At 62.3% G+C, this 22,874-nt stretch carries 24 protein-coding genes and 1 pseudogene; 10 read left to right on the forward strand and 15 right to left on the reverse strand.

The features are described 5' to 3' along the window. Positions 1–55 precede the first annotated feature (55 nt). The 8 genes from WDJ60_RS15880 to WDJ60_RS15915 all read right to left on the reverse strand — a co-directional run bounded on the left by WDJ60_RS15880 (position 56) and on the right by WDJ60_RS15915 (position 3,951). Positions 56–412, reverse strand: coding sequence for an RNA polymerase Rpb4 family protein (locus WDJ60_RS15880; RefSeq protein ID WP_340101642.1), 357 nt, complete (start codon positions 410–412; stop codon positions 56–58). After that, on the reverse strand, positions 409–699 hold the full coding sequence (locus WDJ60_RS15885; protein WP_340101644.1) for a 50S ribosomal protein L21e: 291 nt from the start codon (positions 697–699) through the stop codon (positions 409–411). Before WDJ60_RS15885 ends, WDJ60_RS15880 begins: the two co-directional genes overlap by 4 nt. Before the next feature lie 175 nt (positions 700–874). Further along, the gene (locus WDJ60_RS15890) at positions 875–1,141 is read right to left on the reverse strand and encodes an elongation factor 1-beta (RefSeq protein ID WP_340101646.1); all 267 of its coding nucleotides are present in this window, start codon (positions 1,139–1,141) and stop codon (positions 875–877) included. Between the two features lie 2 nt (positions 1,142–1,143). Then, on the reverse strand, positions 1,144–1,323 hold the full coding sequence (locus WDJ60_RS15895; RefSeq protein WP_302080677.1) for an HVO_2753 family zinc finger protein: 180 nt from the start codon (positions 1,321–1,323) through the stop codon (positions 1,144–1,146). A gap of 73 nt (positions 1,324–1,396) precedes the next feature. After that, positions 1,397–1,987, reverse strand: a complete 591-nt coding sequence (locus WDJ60_RS15900; protein ID WP_340101650.1) for a DUF2391 family protein — start codon at positions 1,985–1,987, stop codon at positions 1,397–1,399. After that, positions 1,984–2,871, reverse strand: a complete 888-nt coding sequence (locus WDJ60_RS15905) for a 3-hydroxyacyl-CoA dehydrogenase family protein (protein ID WP_340101652.1) — start codon at positions 2,869–2,871, stop codon at positions 1,984–1,986. Before WDJ60_RS15905 ends, WDJ60_RS15900 begins: the two co-directional genes overlap by 4 nt. 44 nt (positions 2,872–2,915) lie before the next feature. Further along, the gene (locus WDJ60_RS15910) at positions 2,916–3,263 is read right to left on the reverse strand and encodes an AzlD domain-containing protein (protein ID WP_340101653.1); all 348 of its coding nucleotides are present in this window, start codon (positions 3,261–3,263) and stop codon (positions 2,916–2,918) included. Continuing rightward, positions 3,253–3,951 carry an AzlC family ABC transporter permease gene (locus WDJ60_RS15915; protein WP_340101654.1) on the reverse strand — a complete coding sequence of 233 codons (699 nt, stop codon included), beginning with the start codon at positions 3,949–3,951 and terminating at the stop codon, positions 3,253–3,255. The genes WDJ60_RS15910 and WDJ60_RS15915 overlap by 11 nt, the downstream gene beginning before the upstream one ends. A 203-nt stretch (positions 3,952–4,154) precedes the next feature. Here WDJ60_RS15915 and WDJ60_RS18855 point away from each other — a divergent pair. Beyond that, positions 4,155–5,266: pseudogene (locus tag WDJ60_RS18855) on the forward strand (MFS transporter). 23 nt (positions 5,267–5,289) lie between these two features. On the opposite strand, the gene WDJ60_RS15930 reads toward WDJ60_RS18855, so the two are convergent. The 3 genes from WDJ60_RS15930 to WDJ60_RS15940 form a co-directional block, all read right to left on the reverse strand. Continuing rightward, positions 5,290–5,991 carry a bacteriorhodopsin gene (locus tag WDJ60_RS15930; RefSeq protein WP_340101658.1) on the reverse strand — a complete coding sequence of 234 codons (702 nt, stop codon included), beginning with the start codon at positions 5,989–5,991 and terminating at the stop codon, positions 5,290–5,292. Between the two features lie 2 nt (positions 5,992–5,993). Further along, positions 5,994–8,318 carry a methyl-accepting chemotaxis protein gene (locus tag WDJ60_RS15935; RefSeq protein WP_340101659.1) on the reverse strand — a complete coding sequence of 775 codons (2,325 nt, stop codon included), beginning with the start codon at positions 8,316–8,318 and terminating at the stop codon, positions 5,994–5,996. A gap of 106 nt (positions 8,319–8,424) precedes the next feature. Continuing rightward, positions 8,425–8,883: an NUDIX domain-containing protein gene (locus tag WDJ60_RS15940; protein ID WP_340101660.1), complete on the reverse strand. Its 459-nt coding sequence runs from the start codon at positions 8,881–8,883 to the stop codon at positions 8,425–8,427. 102 nt (positions 8,884–8,985) lie between these two features. On the opposite strand from WDJ60_RS15940, the gene WDJ60_RS15945 reads away from it, so the two are divergent. Together WDJ60_RS15945 and WDJ60_RS15950 are read left to right on the forward strand one after the other, a co-directional pair. Continuing rightward, positions 8,986–10,473 (forward strand): serine/threonine protein kinase, encoded by a 1,488-nt coding sequence (locus tag WDJ60_RS15945; protein WP_340101661.1) that lies wholly within the window; start codon positions 8,986–8,988, stop codon positions 10,471–10,473. Continuing rightward, entirely contained in the window at positions 10,466–11,188 is a 723-nt protein-coding gene (locus WDJ60_RS15950) for a hypothetical protein (protein ID WP_340101663.1), read from the forward strand. The genes WDJ60_RS15945 and WDJ60_RS15950 overlap by 8 nt, the downstream gene beginning before the upstream one ends. 13 nt (positions 11,189–11,201) lie before the next feature. Here the strand turns inward: WDJ60_RS15950 and WDJ60_RS15955 are convergent, their stop codons facing one another. Further along, positions 11,202–11,864 (reverse strand): glycerophosphodiester phosphodiesterase, encoded by a 663-nt coding sequence (locus WDJ60_RS15955; RefSeq protein WP_340101664.1) that lies wholly within the window; start codon positions 11,862–11,864, stop codon positions 11,202–11,204. Between the two features lie 111 nt (positions 11,865–11,975). On the opposite strand from WDJ60_RS15955, the gene WDJ60_RS15960 reads away from it, so the two are divergent. The 3 genes from WDJ60_RS15960 (at position 11,976) to WDJ60_RS15970 (ending at position 14,534) form a co-directional block, all read left to right on the forward strand. Next, the gene (locus WDJ60_RS15960) at positions 11,976–12,932 is read left to right on the forward strand and encodes an NADPH:quinone reductase (protein ID WP_340101665.1); all 957 of its coding nucleotides are present in this window, start codon (positions 11,976–11,978) and stop codon (positions 12,930–12,932) included. Positions 12,933–13,025: 93 nt separating this feature from the next. Continuing rightward, complete coding sequence (locus WDJ60_RS15965; protein ID WP_340101666.1) at positions 13,026–13,769, forward strand: GNAT family N-acetyltransferase; 744 nt, start codon at positions 13,026–13,028, stop codon at positions 13,767–13,769. Positions 13,770–13,823: 54 nt separating this feature from the next. Next, positions 13,824–14,534, forward strand: a complete 711-nt coding sequence (locus WDJ60_RS15970) for an SDR family oxidoreductase (protein WP_340101667.1) — start codon at positions 13,824–13,826, stop codon at positions 14,532–14,534. 81 nt (positions 14,535–14,615) lie between these two features. Here the strand turns inward: WDJ60_RS15970 and WDJ60_RS15975 are convergent, their stop codons facing one another. Continuing rightward, positions 14,616–15,959: a sodium-dependent transporter gene (locus WDJ60_RS15975; RefSeq protein ID WP_340101668.1), complete on the reverse strand. Its 1,344-nt coding sequence runs from the start codon at positions 15,957–15,959 to the stop codon at positions 14,616–14,618. 430 nt (positions 15,960–16,389) lie between these two features. Here WDJ60_RS15975 and WDJ60_RS15980 point away from each other — a divergent pair, with 430 nt between their 5' ends. Genes WDJ60_RS15980 through WDJ60_RS15990 form a run of 3 tightly spaced genes read left to right on the forward strand, consistent with a single transcriptional unit; the run spans position 16,390 to position 20,088 of the window. Then, the gene (locus tag WDJ60_RS15980; protein ID WP_417750470.1) at positions 16,390–17,934 is read left to right on the forward strand and encodes an acyl-CoA carboxylase subunit beta; all 1,545 of its coding nucleotides are present in this window, start codon (positions 16,390–16,392) and stop codon (positions 17,932–17,934) included. Then, complete coding sequence (locus tag WDJ60_RS15985; protein WP_340101670.1) at positions 17,915–18,232, forward strand: DUF8022 family protein; 318 nt, start codon at positions 17,915–17,917, stop codon at positions 18,230–18,232. Before WDJ60_RS15980 ends, WDJ60_RS15985 begins: the two co-directional genes overlap by 20 nt. Next, a complete protein-coding gene (locus WDJ60_RS15990; RefSeq protein ID WP_340101672.1) occupies positions 18,232–20,088 on the forward strand; it encodes an acetyl-CoA carboxylase biotin carboxylase subunit in 1,857 nt (618 codons plus the stop codon). The genes WDJ60_RS15985 and WDJ60_RS15990 overlap by 1 nt, the downstream gene beginning before the upstream one ends. A gap of 146 nt (positions 20,089–20,234) precedes the next feature. On the opposite strand, the gene WDJ60_RS15995 is transcribed toward WDJ60_RS15990, so the two are convergent. Then, on the reverse strand, positions 20,235–21,254 hold the full coding sequence (locus WDJ60_RS15995) for a DHH family phosphoesterase (protein WP_340101673.1): 1,020 nt from the start codon (positions 21,252–21,254) through the stop codon (positions 20,235–20,237). A gap of 173 nt (positions 21,255–21,427) precedes the next feature. Between WDJ60_RS15995 and WDJ60_RS16000 the strand changes: the two genes are divergently transcribed. Then, positions 21,428–22,399 (forward strand): biotin--[acetyl-CoA-carboxylase] ligase, encoded by a 972-nt coding sequence (locus tag WDJ60_RS16000; RefSeq protein WP_340101674.1) that lies wholly within the window; start codon positions 21,428–21,430, stop codon positions 22,397–22,399. 24 nt (positions 22,400–22,423) lie between these two features. On the opposite strand, the gene WDJ60_RS16005 is transcribed toward WDJ60_RS16000, so the two are convergent. Then, positions 22,424–22,858: a universal stress protein gene (locus WDJ60_RS16005; RefSeq protein ID WP_340101675.1), complete on the reverse strand. Its 435-nt coding sequence runs from the start codon at positions 22,856–22,858 to the stop codon at positions 22,424–22,426. Positions 22,859–22,874 lie beyond the last annotated feature (16 nt).

The following is a 22,874-nucleotide window of genomic DNA, read 5'->3' on the forward strand; positions in this document are numbered from 1 at the left end:
TAAGGGGACCGCTCACTTAAACCTGAGCGGGATACGAGGCTGCCAAGTCGAGAGTTCAGGCGTACTGCTTGACGACGTTGAGGATGTCGTCGAGTTCGTCGCCGGACAGGGAGAACCGCTCCTGGGCGTAGATGGCACGGAGTTCGTCTCTGTCGAGTGGTTTGGTGTCGACGATTTTGTACGCGGTCGGCTCGTCGACCTTGTCAAGTTCCAGCAGGTCCGCGACGAACTCGCGGGACTCTTCGGGGTCGAGCACGGCAAAGCGGTTGACGTGCTCGATGGCGCGCGCGAGTTCGTAGCGCATCTCGCGGTCCTCGTCGGCGGCGCGCTCGACCTCGATGTCTTCGAGTATCTCTTTGGCCTCCGCGACGGTGAGATACTCCTCGTCGACTTTCTCTTTGAATATCGTCATTCCTGCCGGGTCAGGTGAGCGGGCTTGACGATGATGGTCTTGTCCTTGCCGCCGTCGTTGATCTGCACCTTGTACGCCGTTCCCTGTTTACCGACGACGACACCGGTGTGGCCGTCGAAGCGCGGGTTGTACCGACCGTCGGAGACGCTCGGGTCGATTTTCAGGTGGACCGAGTCGCCGTCCTCGAAGTCCTGAACGGCTCTCTGTGGCGGCGATGTGCCGCTCTCTCGTGGTTCGTTCTTGAGCTTGTTCCGCGTTCCCTGGAGTGGTCCGTTGGAGTTAGGCATTCGTGCGGTTCCGTTATCCGGTCGGCCATATAAAACGTGCGTTCCACGTGCGGGCCGCTATAGTAGCCACTGAAAGCCATTGCACACACGACCGCACGATGGCCGTGCGGTCGATGTGTAACGGTTTCAGTTGTTACTATAGTCGGGAGTGTGACAGCGAAAAAAGCGGAGCGCCTTAGAGGCGGCCGACGTTCTCGACGGAGACGGACTCGACGCCCTCGACGTCGACGAACGCTTCCTCGACGGCTTCGGTGCCGCCGGTGTCGTCGGGGACGACGACAGTCGGGATGAGCGCGACCAGACCGAACGCGACTTCGTCACGCTCGAAGCCGTTGATTTTCGCTCCTTCGGGAAGTGCGGCCTCCAGACGCTCCTGGAGTGCGTCGAGGTCGACTTCCGGACTCTGCGGCATGACTTTGATTACGGCTGCTACTTTTCCCATGTTTACGGACCCATGAACCCACAGTCGGGGCACTCGTAGAGGTTGCTCTGCTTGCGACACTTGGCACAGCGGTAAATCTGGTGTCCGCAGTCGGGACACTTGAACGCGGCCGCACTCGTGCCGGCGATGTTGATGCCACACGAGATGCACTTCTGCGTTCGCTTCTGCTCGCTCTCGCTCATACCCCCTCCTATCGCACGCCCGCTTTTAACCGTTGTCAAATGTGGCGGGCCAGCACGAATCCACCGCTCGCCGTCAGGACCCCGGCAGGATATCCCCGAGCGCCGCACCGATTGCCATCGGAACGAACGCAACGCTGACGGTACAGACTGCTACCCAGGGATCGGTCCAGGATACCCGGCCCCAGCCGGTCATCATCACGACGGCGATCAGAAACGAGACAGTCATGACGCCGACCAGCCGACGGGGAACGAGGCCGAAAATCGGGCGGTGTACGCGCACGTCCTGGATATCCGCGACGTAAATGATACTGATGACGACACCGAGTGCGAGCACGTGGGTCCCGACGAAGTAGAGGGGGTTCGTCGCCACGAACTCCCCAACTTCGTTCGTGCCGCCCTCGACGAACATCGGAATGCCGAAGAGAAGCGCCCCGAGGACCGACTCCGCGATGTCCGCGCGGTCGTACCCGCGAATTATCTGTCCGAACACGCCCGGTGTTCCCACGCCGACCGCCATCCGCATCGTCTCGCGGACGTGCTCGCGGGCCGCCTGCGAGTCGACCATCTTCTCCAGGTCTTCTAACTGTGCGTAGAGGTCCGCCATCTCCGGCTGGTCGTTCTCAGAAGGCGACTCGTCGGGACGGTCGGGCCGGTCAGTGCTCATTCTTCAGCCGGGTCGTCCGGCACGCTCTCCCGACGCGGAATATCGGGGCTCGGCAGTGCAGGCTCCGTCGGTTCGCCGTTCTCCCAGACGTAAAACCCTTCGCCGCTCGGTCCGCCTGTCTTGCCCGCAGCCACGAGATCGCGGAGTATCTCCGGCGGCGCGAACCGGTCGCCCAGTTCCGCGTGCAGTGTCTCCAGCGTTGCCAGGCGGTTCCCGAGACCGGCGCGGTCGGCCTGGACCAGCGGCCCGCAGGCGTGATCGAAGCCGAGTTCCAGTACGTCGTCGACGGCCTCAACGCCCGCGACTCCGTCGTCGACGAGGCGCATCGCTTCGGCTTCCAGTGCGAGCGTCGTGCGTGTCGAGACGACCCCCGGTGCATCGCGGACGACAACAGGCGAGCGGTCCAGTCCCTCGACGAACGAGCGTGCGCGGTCACAGGTTCCCTGACCGGTCTGGTCTGCGACGACCACTTCGACGAGCGGTGTGTCCAGCGGGTCACAGAACTGGAGTCCGATAGCGCGGTCGGGGTGCCGGAGACCGGCCGCCGCGGCGGTGACCGAGACGCCGACAGCACCCGGGACAATCAGCGCCTCGCGGTCGACGTTGGTCTCGATGTCGGCGAAGTCGGCCTGAAGTGTCGTCGCGTCGGTGGTCGTCGTCTCGACGACGACGTTGGCGTCGCCGACAGCGGCTTCCAGTCCGGTCGTCCCGGAGAGTCGGTCCACTGCCGCTGTCTCCGCAGGGAGCCGACGCTCGATTACGTCGATGCCGTCCATCACGTCGTTCGCGTCGTCGTCGTAGAAGTGCACGTCGTGGCCGGCGACCGCACAGACCTGCGCGACGGCCCGGCCTAACCGGCCCGCTCCGAGCACAGCAACATCCATGCGAAAGTGAGTGTCGCCCGGGCGGTTAAGCGTTTGCTGTGCTCTCAAACGAGCGGAAGGACGACGAACCGGACGAGCCACAGTCCGCCCATCCCTGCCGCCATCGTCGCGAAGACGTTCTCTGTCCGCCACGCAACGCCGGCAGCGAGGATACCGCCGGTGAGTCTATCGAGTGCGATTCCCCCTGATCCCGGCTCGAGCGTGATAAACGACGGGAGGACGAGCGCCGCCAGGACCGCAGCGGGGACGTACCGCAGCGCCCGTTCCAGTCGCGGCGGGATGTCGTCGAGATAGCCGAACAACCCGATGAAGGATACTCGAATCAGGTACGTACAGATGCCAATGACAACGATGACGGCCCACAGCTCCGGGTCGGTGTGGCTAGTGACCATCTGCCTGTTGCACCTCCATTCTCGACTCGGCGAGCACTCCAGCAGTGATGCCGACGGTCGCACCGACGAGGAGGCCGAGATTCAGCGGGAGCACTGATGCGGCGACCGCAACACCGCCACCGACGAGGCCGGCGACCGTCGTCGGTCCGTCGTGCATCGCCGGAATCAGCAGTGCCAGAAAGACGAGCGGAACTGCAAATTCGAGCCCGAGCGCCTCGGGAATGCCGGCCTGTGCGATGGCCCCGGCGACCGTGGTAACCTGCCAGACAGCCCAGAGCGTAAACGCAGCGCCGAGATAGTACCCGACCTTGTCGAGTGCCTCGTCGGACCGATACTGTGAAATCGAGAGCGCGTACGCCTGATCGGTCAGCAGGTAGGCGAGGCTGGTCTTGACGCTGGTCGCGAGCGACTGGAAATACGGTGCAATCGACGCCGAGTACATCAGCATCCGGAGGTTGATGACCACCGCAGTCACGACGATGACCGTGAGCGGAGCGCTCTGGTTGATGAGTTCGAGCGCTGCCAGTTGTGACGCGCCAGCGAAGACGATGACCGACATACCGACCGTCTGTGGAAGCGAGAGCCCGGCCTCGACGGCCGCGATACCGGCGACGAGCCCGAACGGAACGATACCCAGCAACAGCGGAGACACGTCACGAACGCCACGACGAAACGCAGCAGGGTCCATATTTCGGGTTTGATGACCCCGTACTATACGCGTATTCATTCGGCGAGGGGGTGAGTTATCGCCTGTCCCACCCGTCCGCGCGTCGACCGCAGAGCAGAACCCTTTCGACCGCTCATCGCCGAGCACACGTCGTGCAGACCGACCGTGCAGACCGTCCCGACAGTCGCCACAGCTGGGTAGTCGCGGGTATCGGCGCTGTGGCGATGATTTTCACGTTCGGCACCGCGCTCTCGTACGGCATCTTTCGTGACCCGTTCAGCGAGACCTTCGGTCTCCCGCCAGTCGCGCTCTCCGGCGTGTTCGCCGTGATGCTGTTTACGCTGTTCATCGGGTCCGGACTCATCGGCGTGTTCGGCGCGCGCTTCAGTGCGCGGCGGATGCTGTTCGCCTGCGCGTTCGCGACTGGAGCGCTCGCTCCCTCGCTGTACGTTCTTGACTCGATTGTCGGGCTGGCAATCGTGTTCGCCGTCCTCGGACTCACGATCGGAACGGCATACGTCGTCGTCGCATCAGTCGTGCCCCGCTGGTTCGAATCCCGCCGCGGTGCCGCAACTGGGGTCATCTTCGTCGGGAACGGTCTCGGCCTGTTCGTGCTGCCGCCACTCTGGCAGTTCGTCTTCGCTGAGATGGGTGTCCGGCGCGGATTCCTGCTCGTCGTCGGGACGACTGCAGTCACGTTTTTCCTCGCGAGCATCGTCTGTCGGCGACCGAGCTGGGCCGAGCAATCGTCCGCGACCGCAGACGAGGCACTCGAGTGCTCACCCGACTCGGCGGGACGCGACAGTTTCAGTTGCTGTTCGTCGGGGTCGCGCTCGCCTTTGCGTGGTACAATCTGCTCGCCGCGTATGCCGTCGACCTGTTCGTCTCACGCGGGTTGACGGCGTCTGCCGCCTCCCTCGCGTTCGGGTTGATCGGTGGCGTCAGCATTCTCTCACGGATCGGCGGCGGCTATCTCGCCGACACGATGGGCTCTCGACGGGCGTTTCTCGCATCGCTCATCTGTGCGGCTATCGGCACCGCTGTGCTGGTCGTTCCGTCCATCCAGGCACTGGCAGTGGCAATCATTCTGATTGGACTCGGACTCGGTGGAACCGCGACGCTGTACATTCCGATGTTGATGAACATCTACTCGCCCGAGAACGACACCGCCATCGTCGGCGTATTTAACATCGGCGTCGGCTTCGCGGTGCTGGCGATGCCACCGCTCGGGACAGCGAGTGTGACTTACACCGCCGGATTTACAGTCGCGATTTTGCTGACGGTAGCCGCGACTGTCGTCGGCATCTGGGCAGTCGCTGCCGGAACGGTCAGGTGAAAAACGGCACGTGCTCGTTCAGTTCAGTCGTCGGCGGGCACGCCGCCCGGCGTCTCAGCGTCCGTGAAGGCGAGATGACCGTTGAGCGCGATGAGACCGAGCCCGACCTTCGAGACGATGTCGATGTAGGCGACGACGAGTGCCGTCGTCTCCACGTCCATCAGGCCGACGGCGTTCGGTCCGGCTATCCAGATGAGGGGATAGACCAGCCACAGCACCACCAGAAACGCCCGGAGTTTGCTGTAGAGGGCAGCCGTGTTCCCGCCCTGTGTCGTTGCGGCCTCGTCGTAGTCGACGTAGGCGTAGTAGACGACGCCGGCGAAGGCGAACAGACCAGCGACGTACAGTAGCCACTTCAGCGGCGACGCGACGAGCGCACCGACCAGTCCGAAGACGATGGTCGCGGCCTGGAGGACGGTCGCGCGAGCGATGATGCTCCGGGCGGCACCGGCGAACAGGCCGAGATAAATGATATGCAATGGCGTGGTCAACAGCCAGTCGACGTATCGCGGTATGAAGGCTATCTCGCCGGTCGACGACTCGACACCGCCGATACCGAGTGCCATCAGGGCGTACGCGACCACCGCGATAGCCGGCACTGCGATCAGGATGGCGTAGCGACGCCAGTCCGTCCGGGGGACATACCGGAGTCCCGCGACCAGCAGCAGCGTTCCCAGAGTCATCCCGCCCGTTCCGAGTGTGAACCAGAGTGTAATCGAATCCATGGTTAGTCATCCACGCTCGCTTGTGAAACCGCGTTACTCGCTGCGGCCGAGTCGCCGTCGACGGTGAACCGCGCCAGCAGCGTCTCCAGTTCCTCGGCGCGAGCGCGCAGGTCCTGCGCGGAGGCGGAGACTTCCGAGATGGAGTCGGTCTGTGCTTCCGCGGCGTCGGCAACGGTGTCCGCTTCCTGTGCAGTCTGTTCGCTGATGTCGGTCAGGTCGTCTATCATGCCCATCAATTGCTGTGTCGTCTGGGCCTGTTCCTCGGTCGCATCGTCGATCTCCTGGATCCCGACGTCGACTTCTTCGGTGTACTCGACGATGGTCTCGAGCGCCTCGATAGCGTCTTCGACGGTCTCGGCACCGGTCGTGATGCGCTCGCTCGTCGATTCCATCGTCGCCACGGTTTCGCCGGCCTGGTTCTGAATGTGGCCGATGCGGTCCTCGATGTCGTCGGCGGCGTCTTTGGTGTCTTCGGCGAGGGACTTGACCTCGTCTGCGACGACCGCGAAGCCGTCGCCAGCGCCGTCACCGCCCCCACCGCCCGCTCTTGCGGCCTCGATAGAGGCGTTCAACGCCAGCATGTTCGTCTGCTCTGCGATGTCGCTGATGAGATCGACGATGTCACCGATCTCTTCGAGGTCCGCCGCCAGCGCGCTGATCTCTTCGACCGTCTCGTCGGTCTCGGCATCGATAGCGTTCATCTCCTCGATCGCTTCCTGTGCGGCCTCACGACCCTCTTCACCGACTTCCGCGGCGGCCTGTGAGGTGTCCGCGACTTCCTGTGCGGAAGCGGCAACCTCCTCGGCGGTCGCCGAGAGGCCTTCCATCTCGGAGGCGGCATCCTGGAGACGCTCGCTCTGCTCAGTCGTCCCCTCGAAAATCTCGCCGATAGAGCGACGCACCTGCTGGCTGGCTTCGTCGACGCGCTCGGCGTTATCATCGACGCGACCCGTTCCGTCGAGGACGTTGCGTGCGAACGACTGCATGTTCCCTATCGTCTCCTCCAGCGCGGCCAGTGTGTCGTTTATTTCCTCGCCGACCGACTCCATGGAGTCGTTCTTGCTCTCGGGGTCGACGCGGGCAGTCAGGTCACCGTCGGCGGCGTCACCGAGCACGCGTCGGTACTCCGTGGCTTTTGCTTCGAGGTGCTCGTTTATCTCTTGCATCACCTCGCTCTCCTCGATTGCCTCCTCGCGAGCCTGTTCAGCCTCGCGTCGCGCCTGTTCGGCCTCCTCGCGGGCGTTCTCAGTCTCGGATATTTTCTCGCGTATCGAGGAGCGCATCCGGTCGAACGACGCGTAGAGCGTGCCGAACTCGTCCTCACGAGTGGTCGAGAGGTCTGCGTCGAGATTGCCGTCGCCCATCGCTTGCGCTTTCGAGGAGAGTGAGCGCAACGAGACGACGGTACTCGTTCCGATTGTCACCCCGACGAGACCGAGGTTGATTATCGCAAACAGCAGGAGTCCGATGAGGTCAGAGTTTATCTGGTTGCTCAGCGCGTACGCCTGCGTCTTGTCGGCGTGGACCATCACGGTCCAGTCAGTCGAGCGCAACTGGGTGCTCGCCATCAGCATCTCGTCCATCTCCGTGAAATCGCTCTCCCCACCGGCGAGTTGACTCGACGCACCGCCATCGTGCTCGGAGAGAATCCGACTCGAGTTCGGGTGCGAGACGTACTGGCCGTCGCTGTTTACGACAACAGTAAAGGAGTCGTTGCGGCGGTCAGAGATGCTCTGGGACTGTGCCTGGAGGTCCGTCATGTAGACGAGTGCGTGGTCCGGGTTGTTTTCCACGGGTGAGATGACGGCGATAATCGGGTGGTCGACCAGCGGCACCGAGAACGGCTCCGAAACGTAGGTGTCGGTCGGCCCGTCGAACTCGGGGGGATTCTCGGCGAAGGCCGCCCCCTGTTCGCGTGGGTTCACACCAACGAAGTCCTCGTTCGAACTCGCCTCGAACGTCATGGAGGTGGTGTTCAGATAGTGCACGGCAGCAACGTTCTCTGGGACTTCCTCCCGCTCGACGAGTTTCTGAAGGTACTCATCGGCCTGGGCTGTACTTCCGCTCTGGAGCGCCGGGTTCGCAGATGTGCTTCGGACGCTCCGCTGTGTGTTGTTGAGCCACGAATCCAGTTGTGCGGACTGGGACTGCGAGAGTGCAGTCAGGTCGCTCTCGACATCGTCGTTGAGTGTCGCAGACGCCTGTGAACTGACGACGAGGCCGAAGCCGACCATCAACACGATTGCGAGCGCCAGCGCGACGCCCAACTGCGTCGCGTAACTCTTCCGCAGAGAATCTGGTAAAAGTGAACCACTGTTCGGTGCCATCGCTTCTGATGACGGCCTAAATTCGCTTAAAAGACACCCCCCATATTTTACTACTGATAATGACAGCACCGCAACTGTGGTTCCGCCTTCTGCTCGCGATGGCGATTCAAAGGAGGTTATAGGTCGTAATATACTCGCTGACGTAGTCGTGCAACGACGGATCGGGCGACCGCACGACCCGCCACTCGTCGTGCTGGCTATCGAGTGTGATATTCAGGTCGCCGGCCGGCGTGACGAGAAAGACGACGTTGACGGTGTGGCGGGAGTCAGCACCTGCGACCGATGCAGTATCCCAGAAGTGGGCGTGAACACCGAGGCGACGTTCGACAGAGACGGAGATGTCCAGTTCTTCGCGGGCGATGCGTTCGGCGGCTGCCGTCAGTTGCTCGCCCTTGTAGAGCCGGCCACCGGGCCAGAACCACTCGCCTGCAGCGGGTTCGTTGGTTCGTCGTGCGAGGACGACACCGTCGTCGTGCGAAACGACGACTTCGACACAGACCTGCGGGAGATGTGCGAGACAGTCACCGAACGTCTCCTCCGGAATGAATTCGTCGTGAACGTCCATGTTATCTGCCAATCGTGTCTTCGCCAAGAGTGTCCCGGACGCGACCCGGATGGCCGAAACAATAAATAGAGATTGTCGTTATAATTAGATGAACCGGCTCACATGTCCTCGTCGGATCCTGACGAACTGGCAGAGTCGCTCTCCGTACTCGTGTCAGTTCTCGACGACCCGGAGCAGGGGAAGAAGCGACTGCCACGCATCGTCAGTCTCTTTGAATCCGACCACCGCCGGGTCCGACTCTCTGCGGCGTGGGCCTGTTTGGCTGTCGCCAACGAACTCGAAGACGAGGACACCATCGAGTATCTCGTGCGACGGTTGAGTGACCGCCTCGACGAGGAACACGTCTCGCTGGAACTGACGACGACGCTCGATTACATCTCGACGCGTTATTCCGGGCAGGTCGAGCGCATCCTCGAACAGATGGACCACGAGGAGCGTGAACAAGGCTCGGTCCCCCTCCCGCGCGTCGGGAACTTCACCCGGAGCAACTACTACAGTAGCGACCACTCCCGGGACGGCGTGGGGCGTATGCAGGTCGCCGGGGCCGAGAGTGAGACGGGCCCACGCCACGCGTACGCCGCCTCACAGCGCGACGAGCGCGACCAGGCGGAACGTGAACGCGACCGGGGCGAGAGCGACGGCAACGAGGAGGCAGACGATGCAGATGGAAACGGTGGCCCATCGGCCGGTGACGAACGGGAGAACGCCTTCGGGGCGATGGGACAGGAGCGGACAGAAGTCGCTTCCATCGCGACGGGGAGTCGCTTCGATAAACTGCACATCCTCGCGGCCCGCCAGCGCGGTCGGTACGCGGACATCTACGACGCACTCGTCGGGAACGGTAGCGAGGAAGAGGCTGTCGCCCTCCGGCTGTTCCACGACCCAGCGGACACCAGCGACCAGTTCGACTATGTCGCCCGGATGGAAACCCAGCTCTCGCGCTGGGAGGCCGTTTCGGGACACGACCACATCGTCACCGCACTCGACTGGAGTGTCGACCCGAAGCCGTGGCTGGCGACGCTCTTTGCGGGAGAGTCCCTCGCGGAGTTCGGCCACGTCCCGCCCGAGCGCGTGCTCGACGACGCTATCAACCTCGCGGACGCCGTCTCACATCTCCACGGTAACGGCGTCGTCCACGCGGGTATCGACCCCGGAAATGTCGCCTATCCGGGCGCTCTCGTCGAAGGCGAGGGTCAACGACCACCACTGCTTGACAACGTCGGACTGATGCGCGTCTTCCGCCTGCACTTCGACCCGGCGCTCCATCTCGACCCCCGGTACGCCGCTCCGGAGTACTTCGACAGCCAGTACGGCGGCATCGACCACTCGACGGACATCTACCAACTTGGTGCGGTGCTCTATCATCTATGTACCGGAAAACCGCCGTACACTGGACAGTTCGACCAGGTCAGGGAGAGCGTCCTGAACGAGCGTCCAGCACCCCCGAGTACCGTTGCGGAGGGCGTCCCGCCGGCAGTCGACGACGTCATCACGAAAGCGATGGCCCAGCAGAAACTCACGCGCTACGAGACCGTCGAACACCTCCAGCAGGAACTCGTGGGTATCAGGAGGCGGGACGAGGATGGTTGAGTTTGGCCTCTACAACGTCGCCGGAAATCCGAACCTGACGTTCATTTTCTTCGTCGGGCTGACGATACTCATGGTGCTGGGATTTCGGTTCGCCTACTACGCCTACCGGAACCGGGCGTCGACCGAACTCGCGTCGCAGGTCCCCATCTGGAGTCACCTGCTGTACATCGGCGTGTTGACGACAGTGTTTGGCGCGGCGGGCATTCTCGAGATCGTCACCTCCTGGCAACTGCCGTACAAGAGCGCTGCGATGCTGGGTGCGACGTTGCTGCTCGCCTTTGCTATCAGGCAGATTCACTACACGGCAACGAGCGCGGACAGCGGTTCGCGCACGCATCCGTTCGAGCGACTGGCGAGGGCTGTGTTCGTTGCCGCCGTCATTCTACAGGCCGTTCTCCTCGTCCAGTTCGGCGAGTCGGACCTCACGGCGACTCTCGGGAGTCTGAGCGCGCTCGCCTTCCTCGCCTACGGCCTCGCGTTCTACCACGACCAGATATCCACGTCACGACTGCAGGGGACGATGCTCGACTCACTGTTGCGGCACTTGCTTCCGATACTCTCGTTTGCCGCGCTGACCGGTATCGTCAACCTCGCCATTCCCTTCGGGCTGGACCGTATCGTCGTCCTCCACGTCCAAGTGGTTTTCATCATCATGACGGCGACGGCGTTGATGACCGGCACGATCAAACTCCGACAGAACCTCGCCAGTCTCTGACCCCCACCTTCGCTCAACGGCGACAGAACCGGGGTGCGTCCGCGATGAGACCGTCGACACCGAGTGCAGCCAGTCGGTCGGCCTGCTTGTCGGACTGTATCGTCCACGTGTTGATTTCGAAGCCAGCGCCGTGTGCCGTGTCCACGAACCCGGCGTCACAGCACCGCCGATAGGGGTGCAGGGATTCACAGTCGAGGCGTCGGGCAACATCGATTGCGGTGTCGGTATCACTGCCAAAGAGGAGCGCGAGCGGAACGTCGCTCCGCTCGCCAACGTTCCGAAGCGCTCTGGTGTCGAACGACGAGACGAGCACGTCGTTTGCAAAGCGGTCGACGACGGTCAGACAGTCCGCAGCGAGGCCGCGCTCTTTGAGTTCGACGTTGAGCGCGACGTGGTCTGGAGTCGCCTCGAACATCTCGGCGAGGGTCGGAATCGTGGCGTCGCTTTCGAGCACAGAAAGTGTCTGCAACGTCGAGAGGGAGGCCTCCCCGACGATTCCTGTTGCATCGGTGAGTCGGCCGAGTTCGTCGTCGTGAAAGACAACTAGTTCGCCGGTCCCGCACCGTCGCACATCGACCTCGACACCGTCAGCACCTGCTTCGACAGCAGCGCGGACAGCTTGAACGGTGTTCTCGGGGTTGACACCGGCGAAACCGCGGTGGGCGAAGCAGCGCACACCGAACCGTTCGGCTGCAACGCTCCAAGTCGTTACGGTGTCCGTTCGGCGATCGGTCGAGGGCACCGCTGACGAGACAGAACTATTGGGGACGCAACCGCAGAACGGAACATGCAGGCAGTCCGCTACCACGAACACGGCGGTACCGACGTGTTGCAGGTCGACGATGTCGACCGACCAGAAGCGACCGACGACAGCGTTCTCGTCGAGGTAGACGCGGCGGGCGTCAATCCCGTCGACACCTACTTCCGTGAAGGGTCGTACGAACCCGCCAGTCTCCCCTGGATTCCCGGCTCGGACGTGGCGGGGACCGTCGCCGAAGTCGGCGACGAGGTGACCGACTTTGCCGTCGGTGACCGCGTCTTCGGGACTGGACTCGGAAACACGGTTCCGGGAACCTGTGCCGAGTACGTCGCCGCACCGACGGACTTGATTGCACACCTCCCGGAGGGTGTCGATTTCGAGACGGGTGCAGCGACGGCGCTTGTCGGCGTCACTGCGTGGCAGACGCTCGTCGAGGCGTGCTCGCTCCGACCGGCCGACACCTGTCTGATCCACGGCGGCAGCGGCGGCGTCGGTCACGTCGCCGTCCAGTTGGCCGCGGCGTCGGGCGCGACGGTGACGACGACCGCTTCGACGGGATATCACGACCGCCTGCGTGAACTCGGGGCAGACACTGTCCTCGATTACCGCCGCGACGACCTGGCAGAAGCAGTCGTTGATGCCGGCCAACCGGACGTAATCCTGGACCACCGTCTCGACGAGTACCTCCCGTTCGACACCGATGTCGCCGCCGACGACGGGGACATCGGTGCTATCGGGAACGAATCGCTCTCGGCGACGTTCGAGAACGTCCCGCAGTGTCGGGGAAAGGCGCTCTCGGTCCACCACGTCAGTATGTTCAACACGCCCGACATCGGCGCTGTCCTCTCGAATCTCGCGACGCTGCTGGGCAACGGTGATCTTTCGGGTATCGTCGCCCGTCGGTATGCACTCGACGACGTCGGTGAAGCCCACCGCGCCGTTCTCGAAGATAGTTATCTCGGCAAACTCGTCGTCACGCCCTGACCAGAGTGCGTGCCGTTTGCAGACTGTTTCTGTGCTCATTGACAACAAATGACAAGGGACTAAGACGCTGGGGCGTCAAATACGAAGTTAGTCATGAAAGCGACAGAGAGGCCCACCTTCGACACATCCGACAGACGACGGATTTACGAGTACATCGAACGGAACGGGGCAGTTCGGCCGGAGGCGCTGTACGACGACCGAATCGTTCGCGTCGAACCCGAGCGGTTCCGACAGCTGGTCGCCATCATGAAACGTGACGGGGTGATAGAGGAGCGAAACGGAACGCTCAGGGTCGCACTGGAGGGTGGTGCCAGAGAGGAGTACCGGACGGCGAACTTCGACTTCGAGATTCGACCGGCGAGACAGGAGGACTTCTCTGGTATCCTGGGCGTCATCGAGCAGGTTGCCAGCCAGCGAACCTACATCGAAGCCGAAACGGTCGCCGAGCAGTTGAACCACGAGGACGCGCTCATCAGACACAACGACCTCGACACGCGGATGTTCTTCGTCGCGACGGTGAGCGAGGAAGTCGTCGGCTGGTGTCACGTCGAGTCGCCGGAACTTGAGAAACTGCGACACACGGCCAAGTTGACAATCGGCATTCTCGAGGAATATCAGGGAGAAGGGCTGGGGAGTCACCTCCTCCAGCGGGGGCTCTCGTGGGCCAGGTCGAACGGTTACGAGAAGGTCTACCAGTCGGTGCCGGCGACGAACGAGCGAGCAATCGGATTCCTTCGAGACCACGGCTGGGAAGAAGAAGCCCGTCGCACGGACCACTACAAACTCGATGACGAGTACGTCGACGAGGTAATGCTGGCCCATCACCTCGACGAGTGAGTCAGTGGAATTCGCGGCCAACGTTTTATCTGCTCTCCGGATGACATGGTACGTATGACTGTCTCCTTCGACTTCACCGACGACGTGGTACTCGTGACGGGCGTCGGCGGCGCACTCGGGAGCGCCGTCGCGGAGGCGTTTCTCGACAGCGGCGCAACCGTCTGTGGCGCAGACCTCGTCGACAGCGAGAGCGAAGACTTCCTCCTCGACAACCCCGATCGCATCGATTTTTACCAGGGGGATTTCACCGATGAAGCGCAGGTCGCGGCGGCCATCGAGGACATCGTCGACGGCCACGGCGGCCTGGATTACCTCATCAACATCGCCGGAACGTGGCGCGGCGGCACGCCCGTCGACGAGACCGATGTCGAGACGTTCGACTTCCTCTTCGACGTGAATCTCAAGACGATGTTCCTGGCGACGAAACACGCCCTACCCCATCTTCGGGAGCGGGACGGTGCGGTGGTCAGCGTCTCAGCACGCTCCTCACTGGAGGGGGGAGAAGGCGACGCCATCTACCGCGCGACCAAAGCCGGCGTGCGCATCCTGACCGATTCCGTCGCCGAGGAGAATCTCGGAACTGTCCGCGCAAACGCTGTGATGCCGAGCGTCATCGACACGCCGATGAACCGCGAGATGATGCCTGACTCCGACTTCGACATGTGGGTCGACCCTGGCGACATTGCCGATGTGATGCAGTTCCTCTGCAGTGACGCCGCGAGCGTCACCAGCGGTGCGGCGGTGCCGGTCTACGGCGAGGCCTGATACTGTCGGACGTAAGCCTTTCAAGAATATCGCCACCCTGGGTGGCGAATAGCTTTCCGAAGTTACGTCCAACAGTATGAGTCAGCCGAGGAGTATCGCGGCGTCGATAATGCCCGCTTTGAGGAGCAACGACTGGATGCCGAGCACGAGTGTGAATCCGACGGCGAGGGGGATGACGAGTCGAACCCACCAGAGCCACGTGATGGTGAACGAGTCGCCAAGCGAGGTGCCGAGACTGATCTCTTCCGTGAACTGGTCTGCGGCGACCCAGCCGACGAACAGGACGAACAGGAGGACGGCGACCGGAATGAGGAGGTTGAACACGACGTCGTTGTACCAGCCGAACGTCGCCAAGCCGGTGGTCGCCGGGAGTCCGAACAGGAAGATGGCCGTCCCGAGTCCCAGCGCGACCCGCGTGCGACCGTAGTCGTAGGTTTCGGAGACGTACGATACCGGCACTTCCAGCAGACTAATCGAACTGGAGAGCCCGGCAAAGAGCAGAATACTGAAGAAGACGAACCCGAGAATCGCGCCACCAGTGAGCTGTCCGAACGCGCCCGCGAGCGAGGTGAACGCCGTGCCCGCTCCGCCACTTTCAGGGCTGACACCGATCGTCGAGAGGATTGGAAAGACGACGAACCCGGCCAGCAGCGCAATCAGTGTGTTGACGCCCACGATAGCACCACTGTCTGCGGGGAGACTATCGTCCCGGTCCAGATACGAAGAGTAGGCTATCATCACGCTGAACCCGAGCGAGAGAGTGAAAAACGCTTGCCCGACTGCGTAGGGGATGATGCTATCGAGGTTCGAAAAGAGGACGGCGAAGTCCGGCGTGAGATAGTAGTCGTAGCCGGCCGCCGCACCGGAGAGCGTGGCTGCCCAGACGCCGAGCCCGACGAGCAAGATGAGGATGCCAGGGACCATCACCTTCGTCGCGCGCTCGATGCCGTCGGTGACGCCGAAGGCGACGATGCCGACGGTCAGCCCCATAAAGATGGCATGGCCGATTATGGCTGGAGTCCCCGAAGCGATTGACCCGAAATAACCCGCGGCGTCGCCGAAGTAACTCCCGGTCACGCTCCCGAGAATGTAGCTTAGCACCCAGCCACCCACGATGCTGTAAAACGAGAGTGTGACGAACGAGACGACCACGCCGAACGCGCCTGCGAACGACCAGTTTCCAAAGCCCAGTTTCTCGAACGCGTCGACGGGATTACTCTCACTCCGTCGGCCGATGACGAACTCGACCAGCATCGTCGGGAACCCGATGAGGACGACGGCGACGAGGTAGACGAGGACGAACGCCGCCCCGCCGTTCGACGCCGTCTGAAACGGAAACGACCAGATGTTCCCCAGACCGACCGCGCTCCCGACCGCAGCCAGGATGAAACCAATTCTGCTCGTCCAGTGTTCTCGCTCTGGCATACTGCTTCACAGGTTCACAACACAGACAAATAAGAATCAGGAATATAGTTCGAAATAGACAACATAGCGTCAAATTTTACTTGCCATTTCCCACATATGTGTGCGACCAAAGGGCAGTGGTATGACCCCCCTCCTCTCGTTGTGAATTGTCTTCCATGACATTCGCTCATTGTCGTAGTAGCCTCTTTCTGCCACCTGATCTCTACCAACTGCAGCGTGCTGTAACTCACCCTCCAGCCATATTTCGACAGCTCAGAAGCCCTGCCTGGCATCGAGGGTAGCCGACGAGTAGATTCGCATGCCACAACACACCGCAGCAGTCGTTCGGTTTTCGACAAATGACGATTGCCGATGTTCCGATTACAGAATCCTTTTTACGTCGGTACTGTTTGCAACGGGCAATGAGCGTTGGGAGGAAGCCACAATGACGATGGACGAACGTATCGAGGAGTTGCGCGAAATGCGCCGGGAAGCAGAGCTCGGCGGCGGCCAGGACCGCATCGACTCCCAGCACGAGAAGGGAAAGATGACCGCCCGCGAGCGCATCGACTACTTCCTCGACGATGGGACCTTCACGGAGTTCGATCAGTTCCGAACGCACCGTTGCCACAACTTCGACATGGAGGAACAGGAATTCAAGGGCGACGGTGTGGTCACCGGCTACGGTGACGTCAACGGTCGCACCGTCTTCGTGTTCGCCCACGATTTCACCGTTTTCGGCGGCTCGCTCGGCGAAGTTTTCGCCGAGAAAGTCACGAAAGTGATGGATAAGGCCATGGAGACCGGTGCGCCCGTCATCGGTCTCAACGACTCGGCTGGCGCACGCATCCAGGAAGGTATCGACTCGCTTGCCGGCTACGCCGAGATTTTCCACCGCAACCAGCAGGCCAGCGGTGTTATCCCCCAGATCTCTGCTATCATGGGGCCGTGCGCTGGCGGTGCGGTCTACTCCCCCGCCATTACGGACTTCATCATGATGGTCCAGGACACCAGCCACATGTTCATCACCGGGCCGGACGTCATCGAAACCGTCACCGGCGAACAGGTCGGCTTCGACGAACTCGGCGGGGCGAGTACACACGCCTCCGAATCGGGTGTCTCACACTTCACTGCCGCCGACGAAGAGGAGGCGCTCGACGATATCCGGCACCTCCTCTCGTATCTTCCGCAGAACAACGTCGAGGACCCGCCGCGGGTCGACCCCTGGGACGACCCGGACCGCGAGTCGGACAAGTGTGCCGACATCGTCCCCGACCAGCCACAGAAGCCCTACGACATGACCAACGTTATCGACGACGTGGTCGACGAGGGTTCCTTCTTCGAGGTGGCCGAAGCCTTCGCGCGCAACCTGGCTATCGGCTTTGCGCGACTGGACGGCCACGCTATCGGCGTCGTCGCCAACCAACCACGGGTCAACGCCGGCACGCTAAACATCGACGCGTCAGTGAAGGGTGCACGCTTCGTCCGCTTCTGTGACGCGTTCAATATCCCCATCCTGACGTTCGTGGACGTGCCCGGCTTCATGCCCGGCACCGACCAGGAACACAACGGCATCATCAACCACGGCGCGAAACTGCTCTACGCGTTCTCGGAAGCCACCGTCCCGCTGATGACGGTCATCACGCGAAAAGCCTACGGTGGCGCCTACGACGTGATGTCCTCGAAACACATCGGCGCAGACGTAAACTATGCCTGGCCGACAGCCGAAATCGCAGTTATGGGCCCCCAGGGTGCGGTCAACGTCCTCTTCAGCGACGAACTCGAGGAAGCCGACGACGCCGACGAACGCCGCCAGGAACTCATCGACGAGTACCGCGAAGAGTTCGCCAACCCCTACTCGGCCGCAGACCGCGGGTTCGTCGACGACGTCCTGGAACCCAAGGAGACGCGCTCGCAGTTGATTCAGGACCTGGAGATGCTTCGCTCGAAACGTAAATCACAGCCCGACAAGAAACATGGCAACATCCCACTCTGAGATGGCCGACAATTCGACACGCTCGCTGCCGACCGAGGATGGAACGCTCTCGATTCCGCCGACAGCGACGCCGGCCGAAGCCGCTGCGATTGCTGCGGCAGTCGGGGCACACATGCGAGACCAGCAGATGGCTGCGCTGGCAGCAGCCGCTGCCGCGGCCGACGAGGCGGTTACCTGGGACGGCAGACGCTGGGAGTTTGCCGGACGCATCGAAGGGCTGTCTGGCATCTCCCGACGCGTTCCGCGAGAGGCACCGACCGACGAATGGACTGCAGCAGGACGAATGGAGGGACTCTAATGACAGGATTCGACAAAGTGCTCGTCGCAAACCGCGGCGAGATTGCGGTGCGCGTGATGCGCGCCTGTGAGGAACTGGGTATCGATACCGTCGCTGTTTACAGCGAGGCGGACAAACACAGCGGCCACGTCCGCTACGCCGACGAAGCCTACAACGTCGGCCCGGCGCGTGCCGCCGACTCGTATCTCGACCACGATGCGATCATCGACGCGGCACAGCGGGCTGACGCCGATGCAATCCACCCCGGTTACGGCTTCCTCGCGGAGAACGCCGAGTTCGCCGGCAAAGTTCAGGATGCCGACGGCGTCCAGTGGATCGGCCCGTCCAGCGGTGCGATGGAGCGTCTCGGCGAGAAGACGAAAGCTCGCCAGATTATGGACGGGGCTGACGTGCCAATCGTTCCCGGCACGACCGACCCCGTCGAGGAGACCGACGAAGTCGTCGAGTTCGGCGAAGAATACGGCTTCCCCGTCGCTATCAAGGCCGAAGGTGGCGGTGGCGGCCGCGGGATGAAAGTCGTCAACTCGGCCGACGAGGCCGAAGATCAACTCGAAAGCGCCAAACGCGAAGGCGAGGCGTACTTCGACAACGATTCCGTCTATCTGGAGCGGTATCTGGAGAATCCCCGTCACATCGAGGTCCAGATTGTCGCCGACGAACACGGCAACGTCCGACATCTGGGCGAGCGTGACTGCTCGCTCCAGCGCCGCCATCAGAAAGTCATCGAGGAAGGCCCCAGTCCCGCGCTGTCGGACGAACTCCGCGAGAAGATTGGTGAAGCTGCACGCCGCGGCGTCGACGAGGCCAACTACACGAACGCCGGCACCGTCGAGTTCCTCGTCGAAGAGGACATGGACCGCGAGGACGGCGAGGTGCTCGGCCCGGACGCGAACTTCTACTTCCTGGAGGTTAACACACGCATTCAGGTCGAACACTGCGTGACCGAGGAGATCACCGGTATCGACATCGTGAAGTGGCAGATTCGCGTCGCCCAGGGCGACGAAATCACGTTCGACCAGGACGACGTGGACATCGACGGCCACGCGATGGAGTTCCGCATCAACGCCGAGAACGCCGCCGACGACTTCGCGCCCTCGACCGGTGGCACGCTGGAAACCTACGATCCGCCAGGCGGGGTCGGCGTCCGGATGGACGACGCCCTCCGGCAGGGTGACGACCTGGTGACCGACTACGACTCGATGATCGCCAAACTCATCGTCAGTGGCGAAACCCGCGAGGAGGTCATCGACCGTGGCAAGCGCGCCCTCGGCGAGTTCGACATCGAAGGTATCGTGACGGTCATTCCGTTCCACCGACTGATGCTCGACGACGAGGAGTTCGTCGGCGGGACGCACACCACGAAGTATCTCGACAACGAACTCGACCCCGAACGCATCGACGAGGCCCAGGAGAAGTGGGGTACCGAACAGGCCGCACCGAGCGACGACGAGGAGGAAGTCACCGAACGGGAGTTCACCGTCGAGGTCAACGGCAAGCGCTTCGAAGTGGAACTCGAAGAGCGCGGCGCGCCGGCTATCGATGTCGAGGCCGCCGCGGGCAGCAGCGGGGGCGGCAGCCAGCCCCGACCCGACCAGGCAGGCCCGAGCAACGACGACGGCGGCAGCGCCGAAGTCAGCGCCGAGGGAACCACCGTCACCGCCGAGATGCAGGGCACCATTCTTGACGTGAACGTCGAAGAGGGCGACGAGGTCGACGCCGGCGACGTGTTGCTGGTGCTCGAAGCGATGAAGATGGAGAACGACGTTGTCGCCGAGGCTGGCGGTACAGTCACCGAAATCGCCATCGGTGAGGGCGACAGCGTCGATATGGGCGACCTGCTGGTCGTCATCGAGTAAGCCAACTGTCTCCGGTATTGGTGGCCTCGTCGAGTCTCTCTTCCACTGATGAGAATGACGCGCTGGACACAGAGGGTAGATACAGCGGAATATTCTCGGGTATAAGTACGTCCGCGGCGCGTCGATTAGCCGTTCGTCCCCAGAGATTACTCCTCTGTCTCTTCAGACAGATTGAGCTCCGCGACGAGGCGTGCGGTGATGATCTGTTCGAGCATGTCGAGCAACTGTTCGTCGTCGGACGTGTAGTCCGCAACGATGCCGAGCGGGATTTCACCGCCAGCGACGTCGTGGTGACCACCGCCGCTCCCGACGTCTTCGAACGCCTCATTTAGGATGTCACCGACGTGCACCCGTGGATCCGGCGACCGGGCACTGATGTGAATAGCGTCGTTGACAATTCCAAACACGATTGCGGTTTGAACGCCCTCGAGTCTCACAAGATAGTCGACGGCCTGGGGGAGCGCATCCCGTTCGCCCGTGCGGCCGACATGAGAGATGAGTACCGCTTCGGTTGTCCTTCGATTGTCGATAGCCGACGAGATTGCGTCGAGGGTTCCCCCGGTAATTGACGGCGTCGATAACTGCCGGAGTATCTCCTGGTCCGCGTACTCGTGGAGATGCCCTGCCGCATCATAGTCCTCGCTAGTCGCTCCGCGGAGAAAGTCGAGAGTATCTGAACGGATGGCGAACAGGAGTGCCGTCGCAAGATCCGTATCGAGTTCGATATCGAGAGCCCGCACGTACTCCGTCAGAATCGTCGCAGCTGCTCCCACCTCTTCACGATGATCGACGAACCGAGCGTCGATATCCTCGGCAGGGTGGTGGTCGATCACGATATCTACGTTCGTGTCCGGGGGAACCCGGTTGTTCTCGCCAGGGATCGAGTGATCGACGAATGCGAGTAGCGAGTCCGGTTGCCGGTTCTGAACCGTCGCGGGGTCGAACGACTGGAGGTCGATATCGAGCAGATTGACGAACGCCCGGTTCTGTTGGTGGGAAATATCGCCGCTGTAGAGGATATGTCGGTCGTCGATACCAGCCGCGGCCGCAATCCGGCCTAGTGCGAGTGCGCTGGCGAGACAATCCGGATCGGGATTATTGTGGCAAACGATATTGATTTCGCTACCCTCACCGAGAAGTTCGTCGAGTTGTTGCGGCGAGCTCATTCCTTGAACCGTATGACCTCTATACAGTTAGGAGTACAGGACCATTCTGAAACAAGTGGGTCGTATATAGGGAATGCGACGAACCGGACCGGAGTCGAGAGGACGAACTGATCTCGTTTCGAGACAGCCTTCGACCGGTACTGTTAGGGAAGCCGCTGCCCCGACATTGCAGTATGCAACAGACGCGCTGTGCCGTCCTCGATGCGATTGCCGACGGACCGGTCGCGGGACCCGCTCTGGCCGAGCAACTCGACGTGTCTCGCGCCGCGATCTGGAAACACATCGAGGCGCTTCGCGACGACGGCTTCGAGATAGCCAGCGACGACGACGGCTACGAACTCGTCTCTGTCCCCGAGTTCGGCGGCACGGCGATCGAATTCGGACTGGACGCCCCGTTCGAAGTGGAGTATCACGACGCCATCCCCAGCACGAACGAACGCGCACGGGAGTTGGGTGCCAAAGGCAAATCGGACGTGGTCGTCGTCGCCGACGAGCAGACCGGTGGGAAGGGTCGTCTGGACCGCGCGTGGTCGTCGCCGAGTGGCGGCATCTGGCTCTCGATTCTGTTGCGCCCTGACGTACCGCCCGCGCAGGCCCCCGCGTTCACGCTCGCCGCGGCTGTCGCGACGACGCGTGCCGCTCGTGAAGCCGGCGTCGAAGCGGAAATCAAGTGGCCCAACGACGTTCTCGTGAGTGACACCAACGAGAACTCGTCAGAGCGCAACTCTGAGGGCCCTGCCAAACTCGTCGGTATCCTCACCGAGATGGAGGGGGAAGCCGACCGCATCTCGTGGCTGGTCGTCGGCATCGGTATCAACGCTAACGTCGACCCGGACGATCTGCCCGCGGATACCCCGGCGACGAGCATCCGCGCCGAAGTCGGTGACGTGGAACGGCGAGTGTTCACGCAGCGACTGTTAGAGGAGTTCGACGACCTGCGGAAAGACCTCGACAGCGTTGTCCCGGCGTGGCGCGAGTACGCCTCGACACTCGGCCGGCGCGTTCGCGTCGACACGCCGGGCGGCGAGGTAATCGGTGAGGCCGTCGATGTCGCGTTCCCGGGAACTCTCGTCGTCGACACCGACGACGGCCGCGTCGAAGTCACTGCTGGGGACTGTGAGCACTTGCGTCCAGCCGACGAGTAACTGTCCAGCTATCGGCCGACCGCTTCACTCAGCATTATCGACGTTGACTGTCAGGACCGGCACCGGTGCAGAGCGGACGACGCGCTCGGCGACGCTGCCGAGCAGGAGCCGGTTCATGCCGGATCGCCCGTGAGTTCCCATCACCACGATGTCACACGGATTCTCGGCAGCGTAGGCGGTGATTTCGCTGGCCGGTGAACCCTCGATGAGGTCCGTCTCGACGGAGGCCTCATCCGCCCGGTGCTGGACCTGTTCGAGTGCTGACTCCCCCTCCCGTTCGAGCGCCTGGCTGACTCCGTCCATCGACGCTTCCATTGGGATATCCGTCAGCGAAGCAGTGTCGACCACGTAGAGCGCGCGCAGTGTCGCGTCGTGTGCGGCAGCGAGTCCGGCGGCGTGATCGATGACCTTCTCCATCCCGTGAGAGCCGTCAGTCGGCAAGAGGATATCATCGTACATGTGAGGGAGTACCACG

The organism is Salinibaculum salinum, from assembly GCF_037645885.1.
GTDB classification, from domain to species: Archaea; Halobacteriota; Halobacteria; order Halobacteriales; family Haloarculaceae; genus Salinibaculum; species Salinibaculum salinum.